Source organism: Prevotella sp. P5-126 (assembly GCF_002251185.1).
Classification (GTDB): Bacteria; Bacteroidota; Bacteroidia; order Bacteroidales; family Bacteroidaceae; genus Prevotella.
Window position 1 is genome coordinate 63,707 of the sequence record NZ_NPIZ01000007.1, and the last position, 21,150, is coordinate 84,856.

General features: G+C 44.6%; 14 protein-coding genes. 5 read left to right on the plus strand and 9 right to left on the minus strand.

Annotation, left to right across the window (positions count from 1 at the left end; genetic code table 11):
- Positions 1-697: 697 nt before the first annotated feature.
- From CIK90_RS00985 to CIK90_RS01005, 5 genes are read right to left on the minus strand one after another with little or no spacing between them, the layout of a single operon-like run.
- Positions 698-3,058: a BamA/TamA family outer membrane protein gene (locus tag CIK90_RS00985; protein WP_371595878.1), complete on the minus strand. Its 2,361-nt coding sequence runs from the start codon at positions 3,056-3,058 to the stop codon at positions 698-700.
- Positions 3,059-3,067: 9 nt separating this feature from the next.
- A complete protein-coding gene (locus CIK90_RS00990; RefSeq protein WP_094464093.1) occupies positions 3,068-7,717 on the minus strand; it encodes a translocation/assembly module TamB domain-containing protein in 4,650 nt (1,549 codons plus the stop codon).
- Between the two features lie 57 nt (positions 7,718-7,774).
- Entirely contained in the window at positions 7,775-8,464 is a 690-nt protein-coding gene (locus CIK90_RS00995) for an RluA family pseudouridine synthase (protein ID WP_094439278.1), read from the minus strand.
- A 12-nt stretch (positions 8,465-8,476) separates the two neighbouring features.
- Positions 8,477-9,127: an HAD family hydrolase gene (locus CIK90_RS01000; RefSeq protein ID WP_094436088.1), complete on the minus strand. Its 651-nt coding sequence runs from the start codon at positions 9,125-9,127 to the stop codon at positions 8,477-8,479.
- Between the two features lie 30 nt (positions 9,128-9,157).
- Complete coding sequence (locus tag CIK90_RS01005) at positions 9,158-11,782, minus strand: 4-alpha-glucanotransferase (protein ID WP_094464094.1); 2,625 nt, start codon at positions 11,780-11,782, stop codon at positions 9,158-9,160.
- Between the two features lie 105 nt (positions 11,783-11,887).
- Between CIK90_RS01005 and mltG the strand changes: the two genes are divergently transcribed.
- The 5 genes from mltG to mnmE all read left to right on the plus strand — a co-directional run bounded on the left by mltG (position 11,888) and on the right by mnmE (position 17,233).
- The gene (gene mltG, locus CIK90_RS01010; RefSeq protein WP_094390066.1) at positions 11,888-12,913 is read left to right on the plus strand and encodes an endolytic transglycosylase MltG; all 1,026 of its coding nucleotides are present in this window, start codon (positions 11,888-11,890) and stop codon (positions 12,911-12,913) included.
- A 5-nt stretch (positions 12,914-12,918) separates the two neighbouring features.
- Positions 12,919-13,653: a tRNA 2-thiocytidine biosynthesis TtcA family protein gene (locus tag CIK90_RS01015; RefSeq protein ID WP_094464095.1), complete on the plus strand. Its 735-nt coding sequence runs from the start codon at positions 12,919-12,921 to the stop codon at positions 13,651-13,653.
- Between the two features lie 163 nt (positions 13,654-13,816).
- Positions 13,817-14,989, plus strand: coding sequence for a hypothetical protein (locus CIK90_RS01020; protein ID WP_094390011.1), 1,173 nt, complete (start codon positions 13,817-13,819; stop codon positions 14,987-14,989).
- A gap of 18 nt (positions 14,990-15,007) precedes the next feature.
- Positions 15,008-15,880, plus strand: a complete 873-nt coding sequence (locus CIK90_RS01025) for a nucleoside phosphorylase (protein ID WP_094464096.1) — start codon at positions 15,008-15,010, stop codon at positions 15,878-15,880.
- Positions 15,881-17,233, plus strand: coding sequence for a tRNA uridine-5-carboxymethylaminomethyl(34) synthesis GTPase MnmE (mnmE, locus tag CIK90_RS01030; RefSeq protein ID WP_094390009.1), 1,353 nt, complete (start codon positions 15,881-15,883; stop codon positions 17,231-17,233).
- Positions 17,234-17,333: 100 nt separating this feature from the next.
- On the opposite strand, the gene CIK90_RS01035 is transcribed toward mnmE, so the two are convergent.
- From CIK90_RS01035 to CIK90_RS14045, 4 genes are all read right to left on the minus strand, one after another.
- A complete protein-coding gene (locus CIK90_RS01035) occupies positions 17,334-18,047 on the minus strand; it encodes an SDR family oxidoreductase (RefSeq protein WP_094464097.1) in 714 nt (237 codons plus the stop codon).
- A 104-nt stretch (positions 18,048-18,151) separates the two neighbouring features.
- Positions 18,152-18,724 carry a Crp/Fnr family transcriptional regulator gene (locus tag CIK90_RS01040; RefSeq protein ID WP_094464098.1) on the minus strand — a complete coding sequence of 191 codons (573 nt, stop codon included), beginning with the start codon at positions 18,722-18,724 and terminating at the stop codon, positions 18,152-18,154.
- 100 nt (positions 18,725-18,824) lie between these two features.
- Complete coding sequence (locus CIK90_RS01045) at positions 18,825-20,228, minus strand: hypothetical protein (RefSeq protein ID WP_144007184.1); 1,404 nt, start codon at positions 20,226-20,228, stop codon at positions 18,825-18,827.
- Between the two features lie 62 nt (positions 20,229-20,290).
- Positions 20,291-21,150: hypothetical protein (locus CIK90_RS14045; protein WP_158216008.1), on the minus strand; the 860-nt coding region annotated here is incomplete at its 5' end.

Here is a 21,150-nt window from a genome sequence, read left to right on the forward strand (position 1 = left end):
GCCCCCCTTGTTCCGATGATTTCCACCTTCCATGCAAAACACAGAAAACGCACTCATTCATGCGTTCTGGATACCATTGAAATGGATTTTGGGATGTACTGGACACATTTTATAACCCAGTCAGACTGCAAAAAATGGTGTTTTTTCAACTATAACTGAAACCATCTACTACGACTTTCAAACGCCTATTACGCCCAATCGCTCATTAGGATTTTGGAGAGAATGTGTAATCTGCGGATTTCCATCTCCTTGGTGTCAAAGCCGTATAAACAGGTTTCCGCCTTGTGAAACAAGGTTATTCATGGGCATGCAAACATTTCATAATAAAAATGTCCTCGAATCGCAAGAAACGTATAGAAACGTATGATTGGTTTGGGGGGATGTTGTATCTTTGCAACGTGGTTCAAGAGAGAATCACTTTCGCACAAAACATTCCGCCCGCACACAGACATGGTCAACTCCTCAGTTAGTCACAAGTGACTCCACACTAAGTCCCAATATTGAGCGGACAATGATGGGACAAAGTTGGGAGAAACAAGGAACAGAACAGGAGAATACCACGATGTGGGAATGTGGAGAGCGAGAAAATATCACATCATGAAACAGCAAAACCCGAACATATCCCGATGATAACCCGAACGCACAAGGAAGCATCCTGCGTTAATCCAGATGGCCGAACAATACCACTTCCGAGAAATCAGAATGGATATCCGATAGCAAAATGGAGGGTCTGGTTCTTTTTGAAACCATCAACATTGTAAATACCACCCTTGCCCGTATCGTAAGGCACATGAATACCGATACCCCAGTCGAGACGCAACACAAGAAAGTCGAGGTCGTAGCGCAAACCAAGACCCGTGCCGACAGCCATCTCACGAAGCACATTCTGAATCTTGAACTTGGTGGTGGCATAAGGAACTGAAGTGCCATAGTTGTCGCGGACATTCCAAACATTACCAGCGTCAAGGAATACAGCTCCATAGAGACTGCCGAAAAGATTACGGCGATACTCAAGATTGCACACCAATTTGATATCACCATTCTGCATCAGATAGGACATGGCTTTATCCTCGATGCCAGGGAAGCTGCCAGGACCTATACCACGCACAGAAAAGGCACGGATGCTATTGGCACCACCCACATAAAACAGTTCGGTATTGGGCGCCCAGTCGGTATTTCCGAAACAATAGAGCACACCCGCGTTGACATGTCCCAACAACTGCGAAGAAGCATCAAGCGTCCATATTTTGGTAAAATCCGTTTCGATCTTGACAAACTGCGAATAAGGGTTCTTGAAAAGTTTCTTTTCTCTCTCGTTCCATTTCTTACCAAAGGCAAGAAGCGCCAACGAAGTGAAGTTGCCCGACTCAGACACCGTGGCGGTCCATCTCACAGGATGACGCAACGTAGAAGGACTGGTATAGGTATAGCTATAGCGCATCTCTGGCACGAAATAGTCTTGCATGGTGGCACGGAGATAGGGATTCTCTTCCATCACCTTGTCAAACTCGGCGGTATGGCTATTCATAAACTGGTATTTCACCGTAAGCGGCGAGAACTCATGTTTGCTGGTGGCAGAGGTCTGCCAGTTGTATGCCCACTTACCACTCACAATATGCATCTTGTAATAGCCAGGCCGACGGATGGTATTGCTCGACACCTTGGCAACGGTAGAGGGTGTTGCGTAGAACCGGCGAGGAAGGCGCACCGTGCGACCGTCGGGCAGCGTATAGCGTTGCGTGCTATTACCGCCAAAATATGGTGCAATAAGGCGTGGAAACTCTATGCTCGCATCAAAGCCATACTCGTAGTTGCTCATGCTGGAACTGCTGTTGGTAGCCCACTCATAGGATCCATGAACCGACAGATCTATCTTCTCGCCACCATGGAAGGCATTGCGACGCACCAGTCCAAGTTTGACCTCTGGTCCCACGCGACCTATCGCACTACCATTGAAATTGGTTTCGATATACGAATCCCACGGTTTGTCGAAGGTGCAATTGAGTGTCAAGTCCAGCGTATCGCAAGAGGGCGAATTGTCACGCGGCGTAAACTGAAACTCGGTAGAGGAAAACAATCCCATCGCATTGATTTTCTGGGCACTCTGCAAGTAATCGTCATAGCTATAGAGCTGGCGCGGACGAATTTTCATATCGGCTATAATGACACGCGGACGAACCGGTGGGCGCCGACCGGCATAACGGATGGTCAAATAGCGGTAAACCATAGAATCGGTAAATGCCTCATTATACGTTTTGCGCATATTGATATTCACACGACCGATATACCACTTGTGACGGGCCTGAGCTGGTGTCTCCTCTGCCAACTGGAAGCGCAACTGCACCTTACCGTCCACAGCAAAGGTGTCTGCCAGATAAGAGGCGTAGCTGGGCTGGTAATAATAGTAGCCATTATTGCGGAGCAGATTGCTGATTCGGCTACGCTCCCCATCGAGATTAGCCACCACGAAAGGATCACCCTTGCGCACAATGGCAGAGGCTGATGTGGCATGGATCAGGCTGTCTGCCTCACGGTTAAATCCCACATAACGCACACTATCTAAGGTGAAGAGATGACCGAACGACACATCATAGCCGATCTTGGCTGTTTTCATGTTGTTTTGCAAGACCACTTCTGCGTCAACATTTCCATGGAAATAACCATGATTGCGCAACACACTTTTGGCAACCTGTGCACGCAACTGAGGATTGACCCACGACATGAGGACAGGCTGTTTGCCAAACGTCTTATTCATCCAATGACCAAGACCAGAACTGTCGGCAGAAAAAGCATTCCATACCGAAAGACCGAAGGAGAAAGGAAGGCGATGATAGCTGCTACCCATTATCGCACCATTAGGAGCTGTTGCCAAGGCTGCGTCTATCTCTTCTCTTGTAGCAGAATAATTATCGTTCTCTTCATAGTCGGTATAGTTGATTTTCGTTAATCCGATGAAGAGCTGGTCGTCGTCAGGCACACCCTTGGTCATACTACAGGCACTAATCACCACAGCACCTGTCAGCAGATAAATGGATCGTTTGATTGTTGAATGCATCATAATCGAGAATTATTTGTTAAGGTTCACCACCCTCACGCTATCACGCTTCAGGCTATCAGTACGCATAGGCGTTGGTGGAACATATAGGGGCGTATTGCCACTACGGAACCGGATGATATCGCTGAAGGTCTGCAAGGTGCGCCTCCATACGAATCCTGCGCCATACTTCTGGGTGTAACCGTCAAGCCAGTCATAGGCATTATTATCATAGAAGAAGGTCACGTATTTATTGGCGCTGTCGTCCAACCGATATTCCAACGTCACATTGTCAAATACTGACTCTGTACCATTCTGATACTCACTACCCGACGACACCTTGCCGCCCACTACCACTTTGAGGCGGTTGTTCCAGAAGCGCTTGGCAAACTTAAACGAGTAGTCTGTATGCATATTTCCTGCGGCATCTGTAGAATTATCAAGACCGAAGGAGAGATCAAGGGTGCGCAAGGCATTACCCGTAATCTGGTTGATTTCGGAATTGAGGAACGAGCTGAGGGCTGAGTTCATCGAGAAAGCATTTGTATTACCTTCAGAGAGATACATACCCGTGGTGAGCATGGAAACGGCAAGTTTGCCACGACGTTCCACACTCATGGCCTGCAACTCACTATGAAGCTGCATGTCTTCAGGCGCATCAAGGGTAAACTCAAGACCCATATCGTTGAGCGTACGGGTGATGATAACACCACAAGTGAAGTCCACGCTCCTCCCCACTCCATTACTTCCCGTCACGGTAGCCTTGGTTGCTTCTGTTGCCGTGATATGAAGAGTGGGATTCATCATGTCGCCCGTAAACTCAATATACGATCCATCCTGGATAACAAAAGTCTTGAGCGGAATAACGGGCAACGAGTATTTCATCTCACCATTACTCAAGGTGTATTTACCCGTCAGTTGCAGATTGTCGGCTGGATTATAGGTCATGCGCAACGTGCCGCCACCCATCAAGTCAACATAGTTGGAATGGTCGGCATTAAGATAGGCTATCACGTGTGCGCCTTTCGATACTTCCATCGTCAGATTCATATTGAAGCCTGCCAGGTCTGGGCGATTCACCACGGTCTGCGTTGTATCGCTAAAGTCTGTAAACTTCACCAGTTCGTCAAGTTGGTTGTCGGTAGAGAGTGGCGAGTCACGCAGAATGTAACGCATATCTGTAGAACCAAGTACGTCAAGTTTTCCACGCATCGTGAGATTGGAGAGTTCGCCATTCATGCGACCCATGAAATTGACAAAGGCTTTACCATACGCCTCACTCCTACTATTCTCCTTGGCATCAATAATCTGATAGTTGGCGGCTCTCATACGCATATCAACCGTGATATGGTCAAGGTCTGAGAAATTGACGTTTCCCATGATGGTCAACGGATTGTCGTTATGGGCATAGACGTTAAAATTCTCAAGCAACAGGTTGGAGCCTACGATACGCACAGGGTCGTCGTCGAAGCGCAATTTCATGCCGTAGGGCACGCTGACAAGATAGGAGTTCTCAAGCATCAACTCTCCATTCACCTGGGGTTTGTTGAGAGGACCCTTTATCGTCAGTTCCCCTTCTGCGAAACCCTCAAGACCGGCAATCTGATTGGGTACGAAACCATTAACCAGTTCGAGTGGCAGACGTTGCAACTGCAATACAGCATCGAGCGAACCTTCACCGGCATTATAATAGGTTCCTGACAATACGCCGATCTCCTCGTCGTCTTTCATCAGACGCGCCTCAACGGCATGGGCATCGTCTTCTTTCTGCAGATATATGATTTCGGAACTTATATCGCCCCATTTACAACCCTCATAAGCCATGTCGCTAACAGCCACACTTCCCACGACAGAGAAACGACCGGAAGAGTGTTGCACCACATGATAGTCGCCTTCCATCAAACCGCCCAAACGAGGTACATAGGGAAGAACGGCTGTGATGCTGGCAAGGTTGAAGCGGTTCATGCTGACCGTAATGTCTTGCAACGCATCAGGATCACTCTCTGTAGAATAGACCTTCACACCCGTGCCATCATCGGCAACAAGATTGATATCGGCCTTCACCTTATTATTGGCTCCAAGGAATATATAGTTGTCTTTATTCAGCGAAAACTCCTTATATCCCAAAGTAGGACGATCGGGCAAGAGATGGATACTAATGCCGCTATCCACCATCTCTGCCTTGGCTCCAAGACGCAAGCCCAACTGGTTTTTGTCGTCATAGAAACGCAGACCTACCGAGGCACCACGCTCCTGAACAACACCATTAAACAAGGTATTGAATACAAACTGCGGGTTGCGCTTATTATTGCGAACCTGTCCATGGAATGCCAACTGGTCTTTATACTGTAGGAGTTTCAAATTGATGGTATCCAGACGCGTACCATCATAGACTAACGAATGGATATAACCATCGCCGTTGATGCCTTTTTGAGGCGAAGTCTCCAAATCTAAATGCAAATTCTTGTAGTCGATATGTTGACCTGTACGCAACAGATTGGCTATGGGGTTGTCGCTCTGACTCTCCACATGAAGACGCATAACAGGCAACAGACTGCGTATGGCAGACTGATCGATAACCTTATGCTCCATCTGCGATATAATCGAATTGGAAACCTGTGTCAGCGAGGCTATCAAGTGCTCATAACTACCTGAAGCGTTAAGTTTTAAGTTGAGGTCGCCACATTCCAAACGGGCTTCTGTAGTATCGGGATTGAGATTGGCAAAAAGGGTGATGTCGCGAGGACGATAGACACGAGAGGAGTCGCGGATGGTAAGGTCGTTGAAAATACCATTCACATAATGCGTGGTTTGCAGATTACTGCTGGCATCAATATGTCCACAGAGTCCTACCACAAGAGGATTATCGACCATGCGCAAATGGAAAAGGTCCAGACGCTGCAGGTCGGTTGTCAGAGTGGCTTGAAGACGTTTTTTATTCATCAACGCATCGAGCGTGACAATACCAGTAGCCAACTGGTTTCGGCTGTCCACCTCAACATGGGCTACGCCATGGCGCAAGTCAAGCGTGGCCTGTGCCTTATCGAGAGTCCAAGAACCATATCCCAGGCTATGCAACTGCACCTCTGCCTGCGCCATAGTGCGTGGTGAGAAGAAATCGGTACCATGACCTTTCACCTGGACATCGGCTGACAACGTATAAATGGAGTCATGAGGCATGAAGTGGTGAAGGTTGAGTTGGCGCACCTGCAGATTTGCCGAATAGGACATATTATTGGCATTCAACGCACCTTTCGCCTTGACAGTTCCCCGACCCTCACGGAGGGTGACATCGGCTGCATAACGGGCTGCATCTGCCTCTAACAAGCCGTTGGCTCTAATACCATTGGGGATGCGGTAATTACGTTGGATTGCCTTAGGCAACAAACCGGTAATAAAGCCTATATTTCCCGTCTCTGCCTGGAAACGGATTTTGGAGCGTAGCTGGGCGGGAGTGTTGAGATTGGCTACAAAACCTGTTGCCTTGGCATGGAAGGCGGTCGGAAGCGATACGTCAATACCGGAAAAATCCATGTACAGCATATTACCCGAAAGCACTCCTTTTACAGTAAGCGGACTGTTGGGCCATTGTCGCTGGAAACTCTGAGGCATCATGCCCATAAAGCGCATCAGGTCTTGTTTTCCCAACTGAGCATTCAGACGCAAGCGAAGTTTTTCCGTCGAACCGACATCCATGATTGAGAACGGAAGGTCGAGGGCTACATCAAGATCTGAATCGGGAGTCTTCAAACGGAATGATGGCAACCGCAACATGCCATTGGCCATCATCATCCTGCCATTCATCTCTGTAATGGCGAGGCCACATTTTTCCTTGACTTTCAACTCGCGGAAGGTCATTCGCAACGTTGGATCATGATAGTAAATGCTGTCTATCCCGATATGTATCTGGTCGAGGGCCAAATGGTTGTAATCAAGTCCATCGACAACAGGTTCGAAATTCTGGTCGTAATGCAGACTTCCCTTCGTCCAGTCAACCGATTGCACCATATAGGTTTGTGTGCCCAGATCGATATCTGCCTGACGCACACAAAGATGTCCAAGGTGGGCATCCACACTCATAGTATCTCCGGGCATATGAAAGGCTACCGAGGTCTGGTGGACAACAATACTGTCTGCCATGATTTTCCAACGGTTTTCAGAGGTCGTCGTGTCCTCTGGAACACTATCGTTAAGAGCGATATCCAACCGGCCGTCTTCCAGTCTGGCGCCATTCAGTTCCATAGTCTCATCATCAAGGTCTATACCACGACTGGTGACGGAGAATCGACCGATCTCGCCCTTCACACGGGCTGCGGCTATCATTCCCAAGGTATTGACTTGCGCACGATTGATTTCCAATTGACTGATCACCACACGGTTGTCTATCAACGGCAAAAGTTGCACATCCACCACCGTGCGATCAACACGCATCAACGTGTCTGGGCGTCCGGTAACAGAATCTATTTGAACCACCTGCATGCCATCAACTCCGAGATCAAGGGGGAAGGAAAGGTTCACGTGGTCAATAGTAATGGTGAGGCCCGTCTTTTCCGAAGCAACCTGCGCAACCTTGTCCACCACCCAATTTTGAACAGGCGGCAGATAAATCAATACGGTCAAGATAAGAAACAACAGGATGGGGCTCAATAGAATGCCCATGATCCACCAAAGTGCTTTCTTCATATATGGTTCTTTACAAAATGTAGTGCAAAAATAAGCGAAATATTCTGAACTACAAGGCTATTTGTCGAAAAATGCAATATTATGCCAGATTTTATCGTCTGGTAATGGAGAGTCGAGGACTATTTTCTGTTTTGACACAGGATGGATAAATTCCACATGATGAGACAACAACGAGATGCTTCCATCTGGATTACTACGCTTTGCACCATATTTCAAGTCTCCGCGGATAGGCATCCCCAAGGTGGACAACTGGCAGCGTATCTGATGATGACGTCCTGTCAGCAACTCCACTTCTACCAGCTGATAACGTTCGGTCTGACCGATGGTACGGTAGCGTAAGACAGCCTTCTTCGAACCGGGTACCTCACGATCGTAGGCATACGATTTGTTTTGCTTCTCATTGCGAGTCAGCCAATGGGTGGCGGTAACAAAAGTGTTGGAAGTCACAGGATTGCCTGAAGGTTGAACCAAAGCCCAATAGGTTTTATGAACCTCACCCTTGCGAAACATTTCGTTAAGTCGTGATAGCGCTTTAGAAGTACGGGCAAACACCACCAATCCGCTAACAGGACGGTCAAGACGATGGACCACGCCAAGAAATACGGCTCCTGGCTTCTGGTATTTCTCCTTGATATAGGCTTTTACGGTTTCTGACAATGGAGTATCACCCGTTTTGTCACCTTGAACGATCTCGCCGCTTTCCTTATAAACGACAATAATATGGTTGTCTTCGTAAACTACTTGCATGGGAATGTGGGATTAGTCTTCTGCTATTATTTCCATTGGATGATTGACAAACGTAGTAGCACCATGTTCTATGAGGAAATCACGATCGCGGAATCCCCACAGCACACTAATACAAGGCAAACCGCTATTGCGAGCGGTTGCAAGATCCACATCACTATCACCTACATACACAGCATCGTCTTTGCCGACACCCAGCAGGCGGAGTGCTTCTTCTACCGTATCAGGAGCTGGTTTCTTACGAATGCCTTCTGCCTCATGTTCTCCTACAGCCACAGGAATCTCTGGAAAGAAATGAGCCACCAACTCACGGGTAGCAGCATAGAACTTATTGCTCACCACAGCCATGTTATTGCCTCGTTGGCTAAGCGCATGGATAAGAGCGGATATTCCCTCGTAAGGTACTGTGGTGTCGAGTGAATGTTCCATATAATGCTTGCGGAATGTGGCAAAACATTCCTCAAACTGTGGATTGCGGGCTCCATCTGGTATGGCACGCTCCATCAACAAACGGACACCATTACCTACGAAGCGGCGAATGGAATCTATGTCGTGTTCGGGCATAGCGAATTGTCGGAGTGCATAATTGGTAGAGGCGGCAAGATCATTCAACGTGTTGAGCAAAGTGCCGTCAAGGTCGAAAATATATGTTTTATACTGTTTCATATTCTTTGATTATTCAGGGATATAACGATATTATTCAGGATTGTAACGATGGCTACGTTTCACCATGGTCAGGATTTTATCATTCAGCCTATCGGCTTGAAGCAACTGATCGATGGTGATGTGCATACGATAGTTCCAACAATGAGACGGATCTGATGGTGTATTGATGCGCTCATCCTGCGGACGCGAACGACGGAGTTCGCCATCCATAGCAAGCCAATCCTGTAGTTGCAAGATGCAAAGCATCGAAGGACAATAAAGGTGGCGGGCTATAATCTCTTCTGCCAAGAAGGCTGGCAACTGTTCGGGAGCCCTACCCTCTTTCTGCAACATGGTGATATAGTAGCGTTGGCGACGTTCGGGATTGTCCTGCCACCATAGTCGTAACGGAGCCATGTCGGGAGTAGAAATGGTGGCTACCGAACGATAGGGATTGGCTTCGAGATGGGCAAACTCCAGCCCATGCTGTTTGGGCATCTGTTGCACTTCAAGCGAGAGAAAGCGCAAGGTATCGAGTACTGACGACACGCTTTCGGGCTGTTGACCAAGATCATCACCACATACCAACATCCGGCAATGGTCAGACAGTTCAGCAAGTCGGCGAGTTGCCAATTGTCCCCAATAGAAGGAATGGCGTTGACGAAAATAATTGTAATAGAGTCGCAGATAGGCTTCTTTCTCATCGGCATTAAGGGCATCGAAAACGGGTTCTTCTACGGCCTGCATCCGAGGATGATACATTTCTTTCTGATCATGGTCCTCGACAAAAAGCACATTGGCGATCAAGCGCAACAGTCCGTCACGAATCCATAGGCTGTTCTCATCGTTTCTGCCACAGAATGCCTGCACAACTTTACGTTGGGTATTAAACTCTGGCTTGAGTTCATAGAGTTGATAGGCCAAAGCGTTCAAGTAATGTTCGCGAACATAGTCTGCATGAATACCAAACGTTTGACCGATAATATGATCGTTGATGAAAGGACGGGTAAAAAGATCGTGACGGAAATGAAGTCCAAAATATTCTATCTCATCAACAGTCAGAGGCAACGAGGGAATATAATGTCCTAATCGGGCATCAACGGCATCATCTGGCAATTCCCATTGGCAGAAATAGCCTACGATATGGTCTAACTTGATGGCTCCGAAATATTGCGTCAGGTGACGGAGGCGCTTCTGCAACCATTCTTCAATATGATGTTGACGCGAATCTCCGTCTGTGGTCCATTGATAAGTAGGCGACTGCCAGTTCTGCCCCTTCGTAGTAGAATGGTCTGGCGACACTCCCATTTGTCCGTCCAAACGAAACAGCTCTGGATATTGTCTGACATCTACACTCTCACGATGCATACCGAGAGGAAGGTCTCCTTTCAAGACAACACCTTTGGCACGGCCATAATCGGCTGCTGCTTTCAATTGGCTATGCAACAGATACTGCACATAGCAAACATAATCGTAAGGTTCACCACGATAGTCGGCATAGGGCTTGAGCCACTCACTCGCACTTGCCACAAATGTCTGACAAGAGGCTGTAGAAAGCGTTCGCTTGCCTTGCTCTGCAAAGAGTTGACGGAGATAGTCTGTCTTTACACAATCCACGGCTTCGTAATCAACTGTGGCTTGCGCATTAAGTTCCTGGCGGCGGCGCATAAACTGCGTCATGGCGGTTTTTGAACGGAGCGTTCCTGCAGCATCAATATCTATATAATGTGGATGAAGGGCAAAACCGCTAATCGGTTTATACGGGCAGGCGTCTGGAGCATGATGATTGGTTGTAGTATCAAATATTGGCAACAGTTGTACAACATTCATTCCGGTACGTGCCACCCAATCCATAAAATGTTTCAAATCGCCAAAATCACCCACGCCATACGAGTGTTCGCTACGCAAGGCGGCAACAGGTATGGCAACTCCTGCGGCACGCCATAGTTTTTCGGGCAACCGCAACTGTTCACCATACATCACATAGACTTGACCATCCACCAACTCTGTCTGCTCTACCTGGCGGTTATCTCCTTCTTCCCAACTAACGATACTATTGGTGGCATCATCTACCACGATATATTTGTATTCCAAAGGCAGAAACATGCCGACAGCATTGATGGTCAACATCCATTCATGCTGACCCACATATTCCATACGCAGGAAACGACTGGGATTCCAGCTTCCCATGGAAGGGTGGCTGCCACAAAGTGCTACCGACTGCCCTAAACGCAACTGGGGAGCAGAGACACGAAACATCAAGGTCTTACGATACAAAGGGAATACACGAGCCTCAACCTCTTGACACAAGGGTTCGTGCCGCGTTACCGCACAAGCATCGGTATAAAGATGATAAAGCAACGGACGGTCACGCCATTGGTCGCAGAACTCATAGTCTTTGGCAGTATCGAAATGGTAGCAACGGGCTACAAGATTCCATTCCCGACGCTGTACACAACCTTTGGAGTCTTCCACATGATAGGCATATACGATATGAGAAAGAGGATGTTGGCGCGACTCCAAGACTGAAGTCTCCAACAACCACCATTCACCATCATCTGTCTTCATTTCAAGGTGATGCTGCCGCACAGTTCCGTCTTTGCTGCAACAGTTTAAAACTACACAGAGACGTTCACCCCATGATGTCGCATATTTGATTCTGAACTTGAGTTTCATCTTTACTATCGGTTTTCTGGGCAAAGTTACAAAATAAATTCGGATTACTTCTCACGATTATATTTTTATTTGTACCTTTGCAGTTGAAAAAAACAGCTTATTATGATGAAGATTCAAAACAATAAGAAATTTCTCTACCCCGCTTTTGCAGGTATGGTGATTATCGTGGCCCTTGTAGCCTACTTCTTTTTTGCCTCCGTATCGGCACAAAAGGATACATATTATATATACATCGACAAAGACGATACGCAAGATTCTGTTTTTGCCAAGATACAACCTCAGGCTTCGCCTATGGCGATGGCAGGACTCAAGACTCTGCTGCGCCACACCAGCTACAGCAAGCATGTACGGACAGGACGATATGCTATCACGCCAGGAGAAGGCGCGCTGAAATTGTTCCGCAAACTGAGAAACGGACAGCAAGCCAGCCTGCGACTGACCATTCCCGAAGCAAGAACAATGGATAGACTGGCAGCACAGCTCTCCAAGAAACTGATGCTTGACTCTACCACTATTGCACAAGCTCTTCTGTCTGAAAAGACCTGCAACAAATACGGCTATGATACATGCACCATCAGCGCCATGTTTGTACCCGACACCTACGAAGTGTATTGGGACATCAGTATCGATGCCCTGCTCCAACGTATGCAACGCGAACACGACCATTTCTGGAAAGGCGAACGAACCGTTAAGGCTGAAGCCAGAAACCTCACGCCAGTACAAGTGGCTACCTTGGCAAGCATCATCGACGAGGAAACAGCTAACACAGCAGAAAAGCCTATGATAGCAGGTATGTATCTGAACCGACTCAAGAGCCACATGCCCTTGCAGGCTGACCCTACTGTGAAATTTGCACTCAAGCAGTTTGAGTTGAAACGAATATACAACAAACTGACTCGCTTCCAAAGTCCCTACAATACTTACATCAACGAAGGTCTGCCCCCTGGTCCCATCAAGATAGCATCGATTAAAGGTATAGATGCCGTACTTAATGCGGTCAACCATGACTATCTCTATATGTGCGCAAAAGAGGACTTCTCAGGTACCCACAACTTTGCGAAGACCTATGCTGAACATCTCAAGAATGCAGCACGCTATTCAAAAGCACTCAACGAAAACGGCATCAAATAAAGCCAATGCCCATACCTACGGATGAACAGCGGCTGGAACGCAGACTGAAAAGTCAGTTTCAGAAAGCTATGACACAATATCACCTCATCGAAGATGGCGATAAAATTCTCGTAGCCCTGTCAGGAGGAAAAGATTCTTTGTTCCTATTGGAAATGTTGGGAAAACGAGCAAAAATACAACGTCCACACTTCGAAGTGAAGGCGATACACGTGAGAATGGAAAATATTGCCTACGAGAGCGATACCAAATATCTGGAAGACTTCGCACAATCGGTAGGAGTTCCACTCCATGTCGTGACAACAGCATTCGACCCTACAGTCAATCCTCGCAAACCAGCTTGCTTCCTGTGCTCATGGAACAGACGTAAGCAGATTTTCAATCTCGCACAACAAATAGGATGTAACAAAATAGCATTAGGACACCATCAGGATGATATTATTCATACTGCACTCATGAACCTATCGTTTCAAGGACATTTCTCTACTATGCCAGCCTTGCTACGCATGAAAAAAATGCCACTCGCCCTGATCAGACCGCTATGTCTCTGTCGGGAAGCTGACATCAAAACCTATGCAGAACAACACAACTATCAGAAACAACGGAAGTTGTGCCCATACGAGAAAGACAGCAAACGGGCTGAAATAGCAGACCTCTACAAACAAATGGAAAGCATCAACCCAGAAGCACGCTACTCCATCTGGAACGCCCTTGAAGCCGAAGAAAAACTCACAGAGTATTAAATCCGAATCAACAGATTGATACCGAAGAAGAATACCGCAGAATGACAAAACTCTGATTTCGGTTAAAATATATTAATATCCGTGACGACATTCGCCTTTCATCAAGGAATTTCGTAATTTTGTTATTCATTATTATTTAGAAATTAATTAGAAAAAGCCACATATGAAACTACGCAGCCTGACTATCATCCTGATGCTCATGATAACAATCATTGGAGCAGCACAGAAACGTAAGCAGACACCCCGCCACAAGACACAGGTGTCTCCTGAGGTGGCAGCATGGCAAGAACGGCTTGACAGAATGACCATGGCGACACAACGCATCATGGTCATCGATAGTATTGTGGTCGATAAAAACGACTTCCTACAACACTATTATCTCAATCCAGAAGAGGGACACATCGACTCCTACAGTCATTTCTTCAACACCCAGCAACAACCTAATGCCTATGTCTATCTTAATGCCATTGGTAACCAATGCATCCTGTCACAAGAAGACGAAGATGGAATTATCAATCTCTATGAAAGCGACAAAGAAGGCAATAAATGGACTAAACCAAGATTGCTGCAAGGCGTCAACGATGCAAAACAATTCTTCCACGTCAACTATCCCTTTATGATGCCTGACGGCGTCACCCTATACTTCGCAGCAGAAGGTGACGAAAGCTTAGGAGGTTACGATATCTTCGTGACAACATACGATACGGAAGAAGACAGATTTTTGACACCAGAGAATATCGGAATGCCTTTCAATTCTGAAGCAAACGACTATATGATGGTTATCGACGAATATGATCGTATCGGTTGGTTTGCCACAGACCGAGGACAGGAAGATGGCAAAGTGTGTATCTATACTTTCGTACCATCAGACGTCAGACAGACCTACGACCCAGAAACCTATTCCAAAGAACAGATCACAAACTTCGCACGAATTACCGACATCACAGAAACATGGGTGTCGCCTGATATAGACCAAGCGCTCGAACGACTTGAAAAAGCCAAGGCAAGACAAAAGAAAAATACAGATAATGAAGAATTTACCTTCGTCATCAACGATGATGTGGATTATCACAAACTGTCTGATTTCAAAGCGAAAGGTAATGCACAACGCTACCTGCAACTGGTAAAATTGCGGTCTCAACAGACTGCACTCCAGCAAGCCATCGAACGGGTTAGAGAGTATTATAGTGGTGCAACGGCTGATGAGAAACGAGAAATGGCGCCCGAAATCATTGCTACAGAACAACAACAGCATCAAATACATATAGAGATCCACAACCTCGAAAAAATAATCAGAAACGAAGAAAACATTACTCTTAGAAATACTCAAAAATAAGAAGAAAGGAGAAAACCTATGAAAAGAAAATTCCCAGAATCAGAACTGATTATCAACAACGATGGATCATGCTTCCATCTACATCTACGCCCCGAACAACTGGCAGATAAGGTCATCCTTGTGGGTGACCCCGGAAGAGTAAATACTGTGGCTAACCACTTCGATACCAAAGAATGTGAAGTGAGCAGCAGAGAGTTTCATACCATCACAGGCAACTATAAAGGAAAACGCATCACAGTACAATCAACAGGTATTGGATGCGATAACATAGACATCGTGGTTAACGAACTCGACTCGTTGGCTAATATCGACTACCAAACACGAGAAGAGAGAGAAGAGCATCGCACCCTGACACTCGTACGCATCGGAACCTGTGGAGGTCTGCAACCATTCACGCCTACAGGCACATTTGTTGCATCGGTAAAGAGCATCGGTTTCGATGGACTGCTCAACTTCTATGGCGGACGAAACAATGTGTGTGACCTTAAAATGGAAGAAGCGTTCAAACAACACATGAACTGGAATCCACTATTGGGCGCACCATACGTGGCACAAGCCGATGAAGAACTTATCGACCGTATCGCACAAGATGACATGGTACGCGGATATACTATCGCCTGTGGAGGATTCTACGGACCACAAGGCAGACAACTACGCATCCCCTTGGCAGATCCCACTCAAAACGAGAAAGTTGAAGCCTTCGAATACGATAGCAGAAAAATATGTAACTTCGAGATGGAGTCGAGTGCATTAGCAGGACTATCGTCGTTGCTCGGACATAAAGCCATGACCTGCTGCATGGTCATCGCCAACCGCTATGCACAGAAGATGAATACTGAATACAAAAACTCCATCGACACACTTATCGAAAAAGTACTCGACAGAATATAAATGCAAAACGACACAATCTGCGCGCTCGCCACTAAGACGGGAGGCGCATTAGGAATAATCAGAATCTCAGGAGCACAAACTCTTGAGATTCTTTCCCATATTTTCACCCATGACCTTACAAAGGCGCAGGCTAACTCTATCGTCTATGGACATATCGTCAACCATGATGAAGTCATAGATGAAGTCCTCGTTTCCGTATTCCGAGCACCTCACTCTTACACAGGAGAGGAAAGTGCAGAAATATCATGCCACGGAAGCCAGTATATCATCAACAAAGTCATAGAACTGCTTGTTGCACAAGGATGCCGCATAGCACAACCGGGCGAATATACACAACGAGCCTACCTTAACGGAAAACTCGACCTCTCACAAGCAGAAGCTGTAGCTGACCTTATCGCGGCAAACAACAAAGCAACACACCACTTGGCCATGAGCCAACTGCGGGGAGGTATCTCCAATGAATTGTCAAAGCTGCGCGAACAACTGCTACGACTGACTTCACTACTGGAACTCGAACTCGATTTCTCTGACCACGAAGACTTGGAATTTGCCGACCGTACCGAATTACTGCAACTCGCCCAACATATTGAGAGTCATATTCAAAAGTTGGCAACATCGTTTCAAATGGGACAGGCTATCAAACAAGGCATACCGGTGGCCATTGTCGGAAAAACCAATGTAGGAAAATCCACATTACTCAATAAACTGTTGAAAGAAGAACGTGCTATCGTTTCCGATATCCACGGAACAACACGCGATACCATTGAAGACGTGATGACCATCAATGGAGTACAGTTTCGTTTTATTGATACTGCTGGCATCCGCCAAACCAACGATGCTGTTGAACAGATAGGTATCGAGCGCACCTATCAAACCATAGACAAAGCTCGTATTGTACTCTGGCTCATCGACGCCACACCCTCCCAAGAAGAGTTCGAAGACATGATGAACCACATCAACAACAAGGCCTTGATTCTCGTCTGCAATAAGTCCGACCAACAAGCCATTACCTTGTCAGAAGATGCCTCACGCTTCCCGCATATAGCCGTTAGCGCCAAGTTCGGCATTAACATAGAAGCGCTGGAAAGCCTCATCTATGAAGCAGCCCAGATTCCCGAAATAAAAGAGTCGGATATCATCATCACCAATGCACGACACTATGAGGCATTACTCCATGCCCAAAACAATCTGAGCCGCGTCATCGCAGGACTTAACAACCAACTGTCTGGTGACCTCATTGCTGAAGACCTCCGCCTCGTCCTTTCCGACTTGGCAGAAATCACCGGACAAGGCCAAATCACTCCCAACGAAATACTCGGCAATATCTTCCAGCACTTCTGCATCGGCAAGTAGATTCTGCGTGGGAAAGTAGGTTTAGTTTAGACCTCTTTATATATAAAGCGGAGTAAACTAAACTGCTTTCAAAAGGCAATTTTCTTTCAATATTAGGAAGTTACATTCTTTTATATAAACAATATGGAAGGATTTTATTTATTATCGCTAAAATATGCCAACGCTTAGTAACGTAGGCTTTGGATTTCTTCTTCCGAATGGCAGTAATGATTTGATTAGCAACTTTTTCTACTGGCATTACCCAAAATAATCCTTCTCCTTTTGCCATAGCTGTATCAACAAGACCTGGACGAATATCTGTAACAATTATATGCCCTCCGTTTTTGAAAGCCTTCTTACGCAGGGCTTCCATATAGTTGATTTGATAGGCTTTAGTTGCACTATAGGCAGGTGCCATAGGTTCACCCCGCAGGCCACCTGCAGAAGTAATGGCAACAAGATAGCCGCAGCTTTGTCGTTCGAAAATGTGGTAGAGCATGTCAATGACAAATGTCCATCCTACAACATTAGTAACAATAGTTGGACGCTCCACGGCATAGTCAAGAGTGGCGTTAATCTCACCAGTACCAGCACACGCGATAGCAAGATCAATGTGCCCTAACGTTTCATGGAGAGTACAAATGGCTTGCCCAATCTCTTCCAAGTTGGTAATGTCAGCTTTAGCAGGAATGGCCTTGGATGGATATTTATGATACAATTCGTCAACCAAATGTGCTCGTCGTCCAATAATGCCGATTCTATTGTTCTCATTTGCATATTTCTCGAAAAGAGCTTTACCAATACCCGAGGTGGCTCCGATGATAACGATATTCATATTGTGCTTTTTGTGTACAAAAGTAATAGTTTATTTGTAAGCCTAAGCACAATTGAAAGTAAAAGAAACGTCATTAGGGCAAACTCTCAAAACATTTTGAGAATTTACAGCCCAAAAGTTATCTCTCTACGTATGTTGCTTATAGTTGTTGGTGTAACTTTTAGATAAGAGGCTATATCTTTTAGGTTGATACTCTGTACTATTTGGGGACAACGAAAGAGTAAACGCTTATACCGCTCTCTGGTGGTCATGCGATAGGTATCAAGATATTGTGTATAGACCTGCGAAAAGAGATGGTCGGATATGGCTGGTTTGAGATCTTTCATACCCCCGGAATCTAACAACTTACGTAATTCTTCACCAGTTAATTGAAAGACCTTACTAGAAGTCCCTGCCACAATAGTCACCTCCGACGTCTTGCTTGAAAGACAATTTGGGTAATCGCCCACGAACTCACCCTCAAAGGCGAAGCCTGTAAGATAGTCTTTTTGTTCAGAGGAATTATGTACCATATAGTTGAAGTATCCACATTCAACAAATCCAATATACTGAGACTCTTCACCTGCTTTTATGAAATAATCACCTTTAGCATATTGTGTCAATCGACCATGATTAATACAATACTCTGTCAATCGCGAAAGGTCAAGACCATTGATATACGAATTGAAGCCTATCATATCTACTACAATTTGTTGAAATTTTAGAAATAGACAACTATATATTACTCGCTAAAATTAGACAAAGATGTTGATCTATACAATACTATTTCAAATCTTTTCACTCCCGTCTTTGTTCCCATTCTACAACATGACTTCCAAATAATTTAAAGCCCCGGCTAAGTATGCAATCTTTATCTTTTAACCATTGAGCATCTTTACATTCTGGAGAAAAAGCATCACTAGCTTCATGTTTTTCGTTGCCACGGCACAACTCATATCTCCTACATTTGGTGGATTTATCTACTAATCGCTTATACAATAATTCCCATGAGGCTAAACGAGCTACTTCTAAGTAAGGTTTATTTGTATCAGGGTTATTTTGAAGAAGAGAAGACTCATGTGACTCTATAAATGGAAAGCCATAAACTCGCAATAGAATATCATTAAACGTCTTTTTATCATTTATGAGACCATCATATAGAATATTAAGTAATGTACTTTCACCTGTCGTCAATTCTTCACGTGTTTGGTTAAAAACTTTCGGATAATAATCTAATTCCTGTCCTATAAGCATTTTTAGTTGATTCAAAAGCTCATCCTGCATGATTTTTAGCATATCTTTTACAGGCATAGACTTCCCTCTAAAATTTATGATAGTCAGCAATGACTCTTTATATAACTGTCTACCATCGGTTATATGAAACTCGACTATATGATTTGCAGTATCAAAGAATCCTACTCCAGGATTATCATATAATAATGAAACCAAACACAATGAAATCATTAATAGCTTATTATTAAATATCTCTGGATACAGTTTTTCGCATATTCTATCCACGACTTTATATGGTACTGATAGATGTCGGTTTTCAACAGTAGGGTCTATTAGTAACTGTATGTTATGAGCCATACCTTCAATAATTGCCCAATATCCAAAGTGATACCCCTTTTCTCCATCCCATGCTTGGTTTAGCTCAAAATCATAAATGCCAACTCTTACCGAATGGCATTTTGTCCTTGCCTCTTCAATATCTGTATCACGAATCTCGACTTCATCGATACCATAATCGTAATGTTGATATCCTTCTTTATCTAACTCTTTAGCAAATATAGGGATTGCAGAAGGAGCTACAACATCTATATTAAGAGGCATTTCGACTTTTTTATGAGTAATAAGATATTTTCTATATTCAATATACAGTCGTGTATACAACCTCGTTCTGTTGACTCCAAACAATGTCTGGATATGCTGTATATAATGCACATATTCATGTATTAAACTACCGTATTCCTCTAGTGTTAACTCATCCGCAACAAAATTGCTATCTACAACTTTATAATTTCCATTATCATCTACATATATATGAAAATGATTGGTTTCATTTCGACTTGTCTTTGTAGTAAACAGGTCTAAATCGAAAACTGCTTCTTCGCCTGTAATATTATCTATAATACTATTTTTAGCCATTTGTTCCAAATTTTCATCGTCACCAGATACATTTATATTACCATCTATAATCATTAGTTTTTGGAGTGGATCTTTAATATTTTTCGACAATATTTCATTGAACGTATATTGTTTTGTCAACCAAAAATAGACAAATACTCTTCGTCAATACCTGTTTTATGCTTTACGATTCCAAACAGAGTCTTTTCCTTTTGCCTTTTCTGTTTTCCCCCTATCATATATCCTGATTCCTTATCATATTGTCCAATAAAATCTTTGCTTGCCTGTATCACAGCACCGCCTTCAATATCTTCAAAGGGAATATAATAAAGTCTTTTTGAAACAGGGATTGTACATTTAGATCCATCTTTCAGTACAACCTGGTAGTTGGTTTGTTTATAAAAATCTCTTAATTCCAATTTGTCAAATAATAACATAGCTATATCACCATCGGCATCAACTTCAAAGCAATTTGCTAAAGTTTGAATAAATGAGCTTTTTAAGCTTTCTTGCAATGCATTTAGATCGCCTCCAATAATTTTAGACTTACAAGAAAAAAGAGGATTGGGATAAATAGCCAAACGAAGAGCAGATGGTGAATGCTTTATAATAAACAAAACAATATCTCTTTCTTCTTTTGTCAAAGAAAGTCCTCCCTGTAACCTTATAATACTATCTAATAGTGATTCATCAATATGTTCTATATAGAAACTATTGTATAGTTTTGTAGGAATACCCAATCCCAACAATGAACGGTAGAATTCTATCATATTTATTTCTTGTACAGGCTTTATGCTTGCCACATTATCTACAACATCTATAAAATCCAATTCTTTCAAGCATTTTTCTACTTCAGAAACATCTACACGTAATTGGTCACCTGAATTTTGAGAAATAAATTCTACTATCTGCGCATATGATAGTGAACTATTCATCAAAGCCCATATAGCAATATCTTTTATTGCTTTCTTTTTAATTTCGATAACTTTATTTTTTC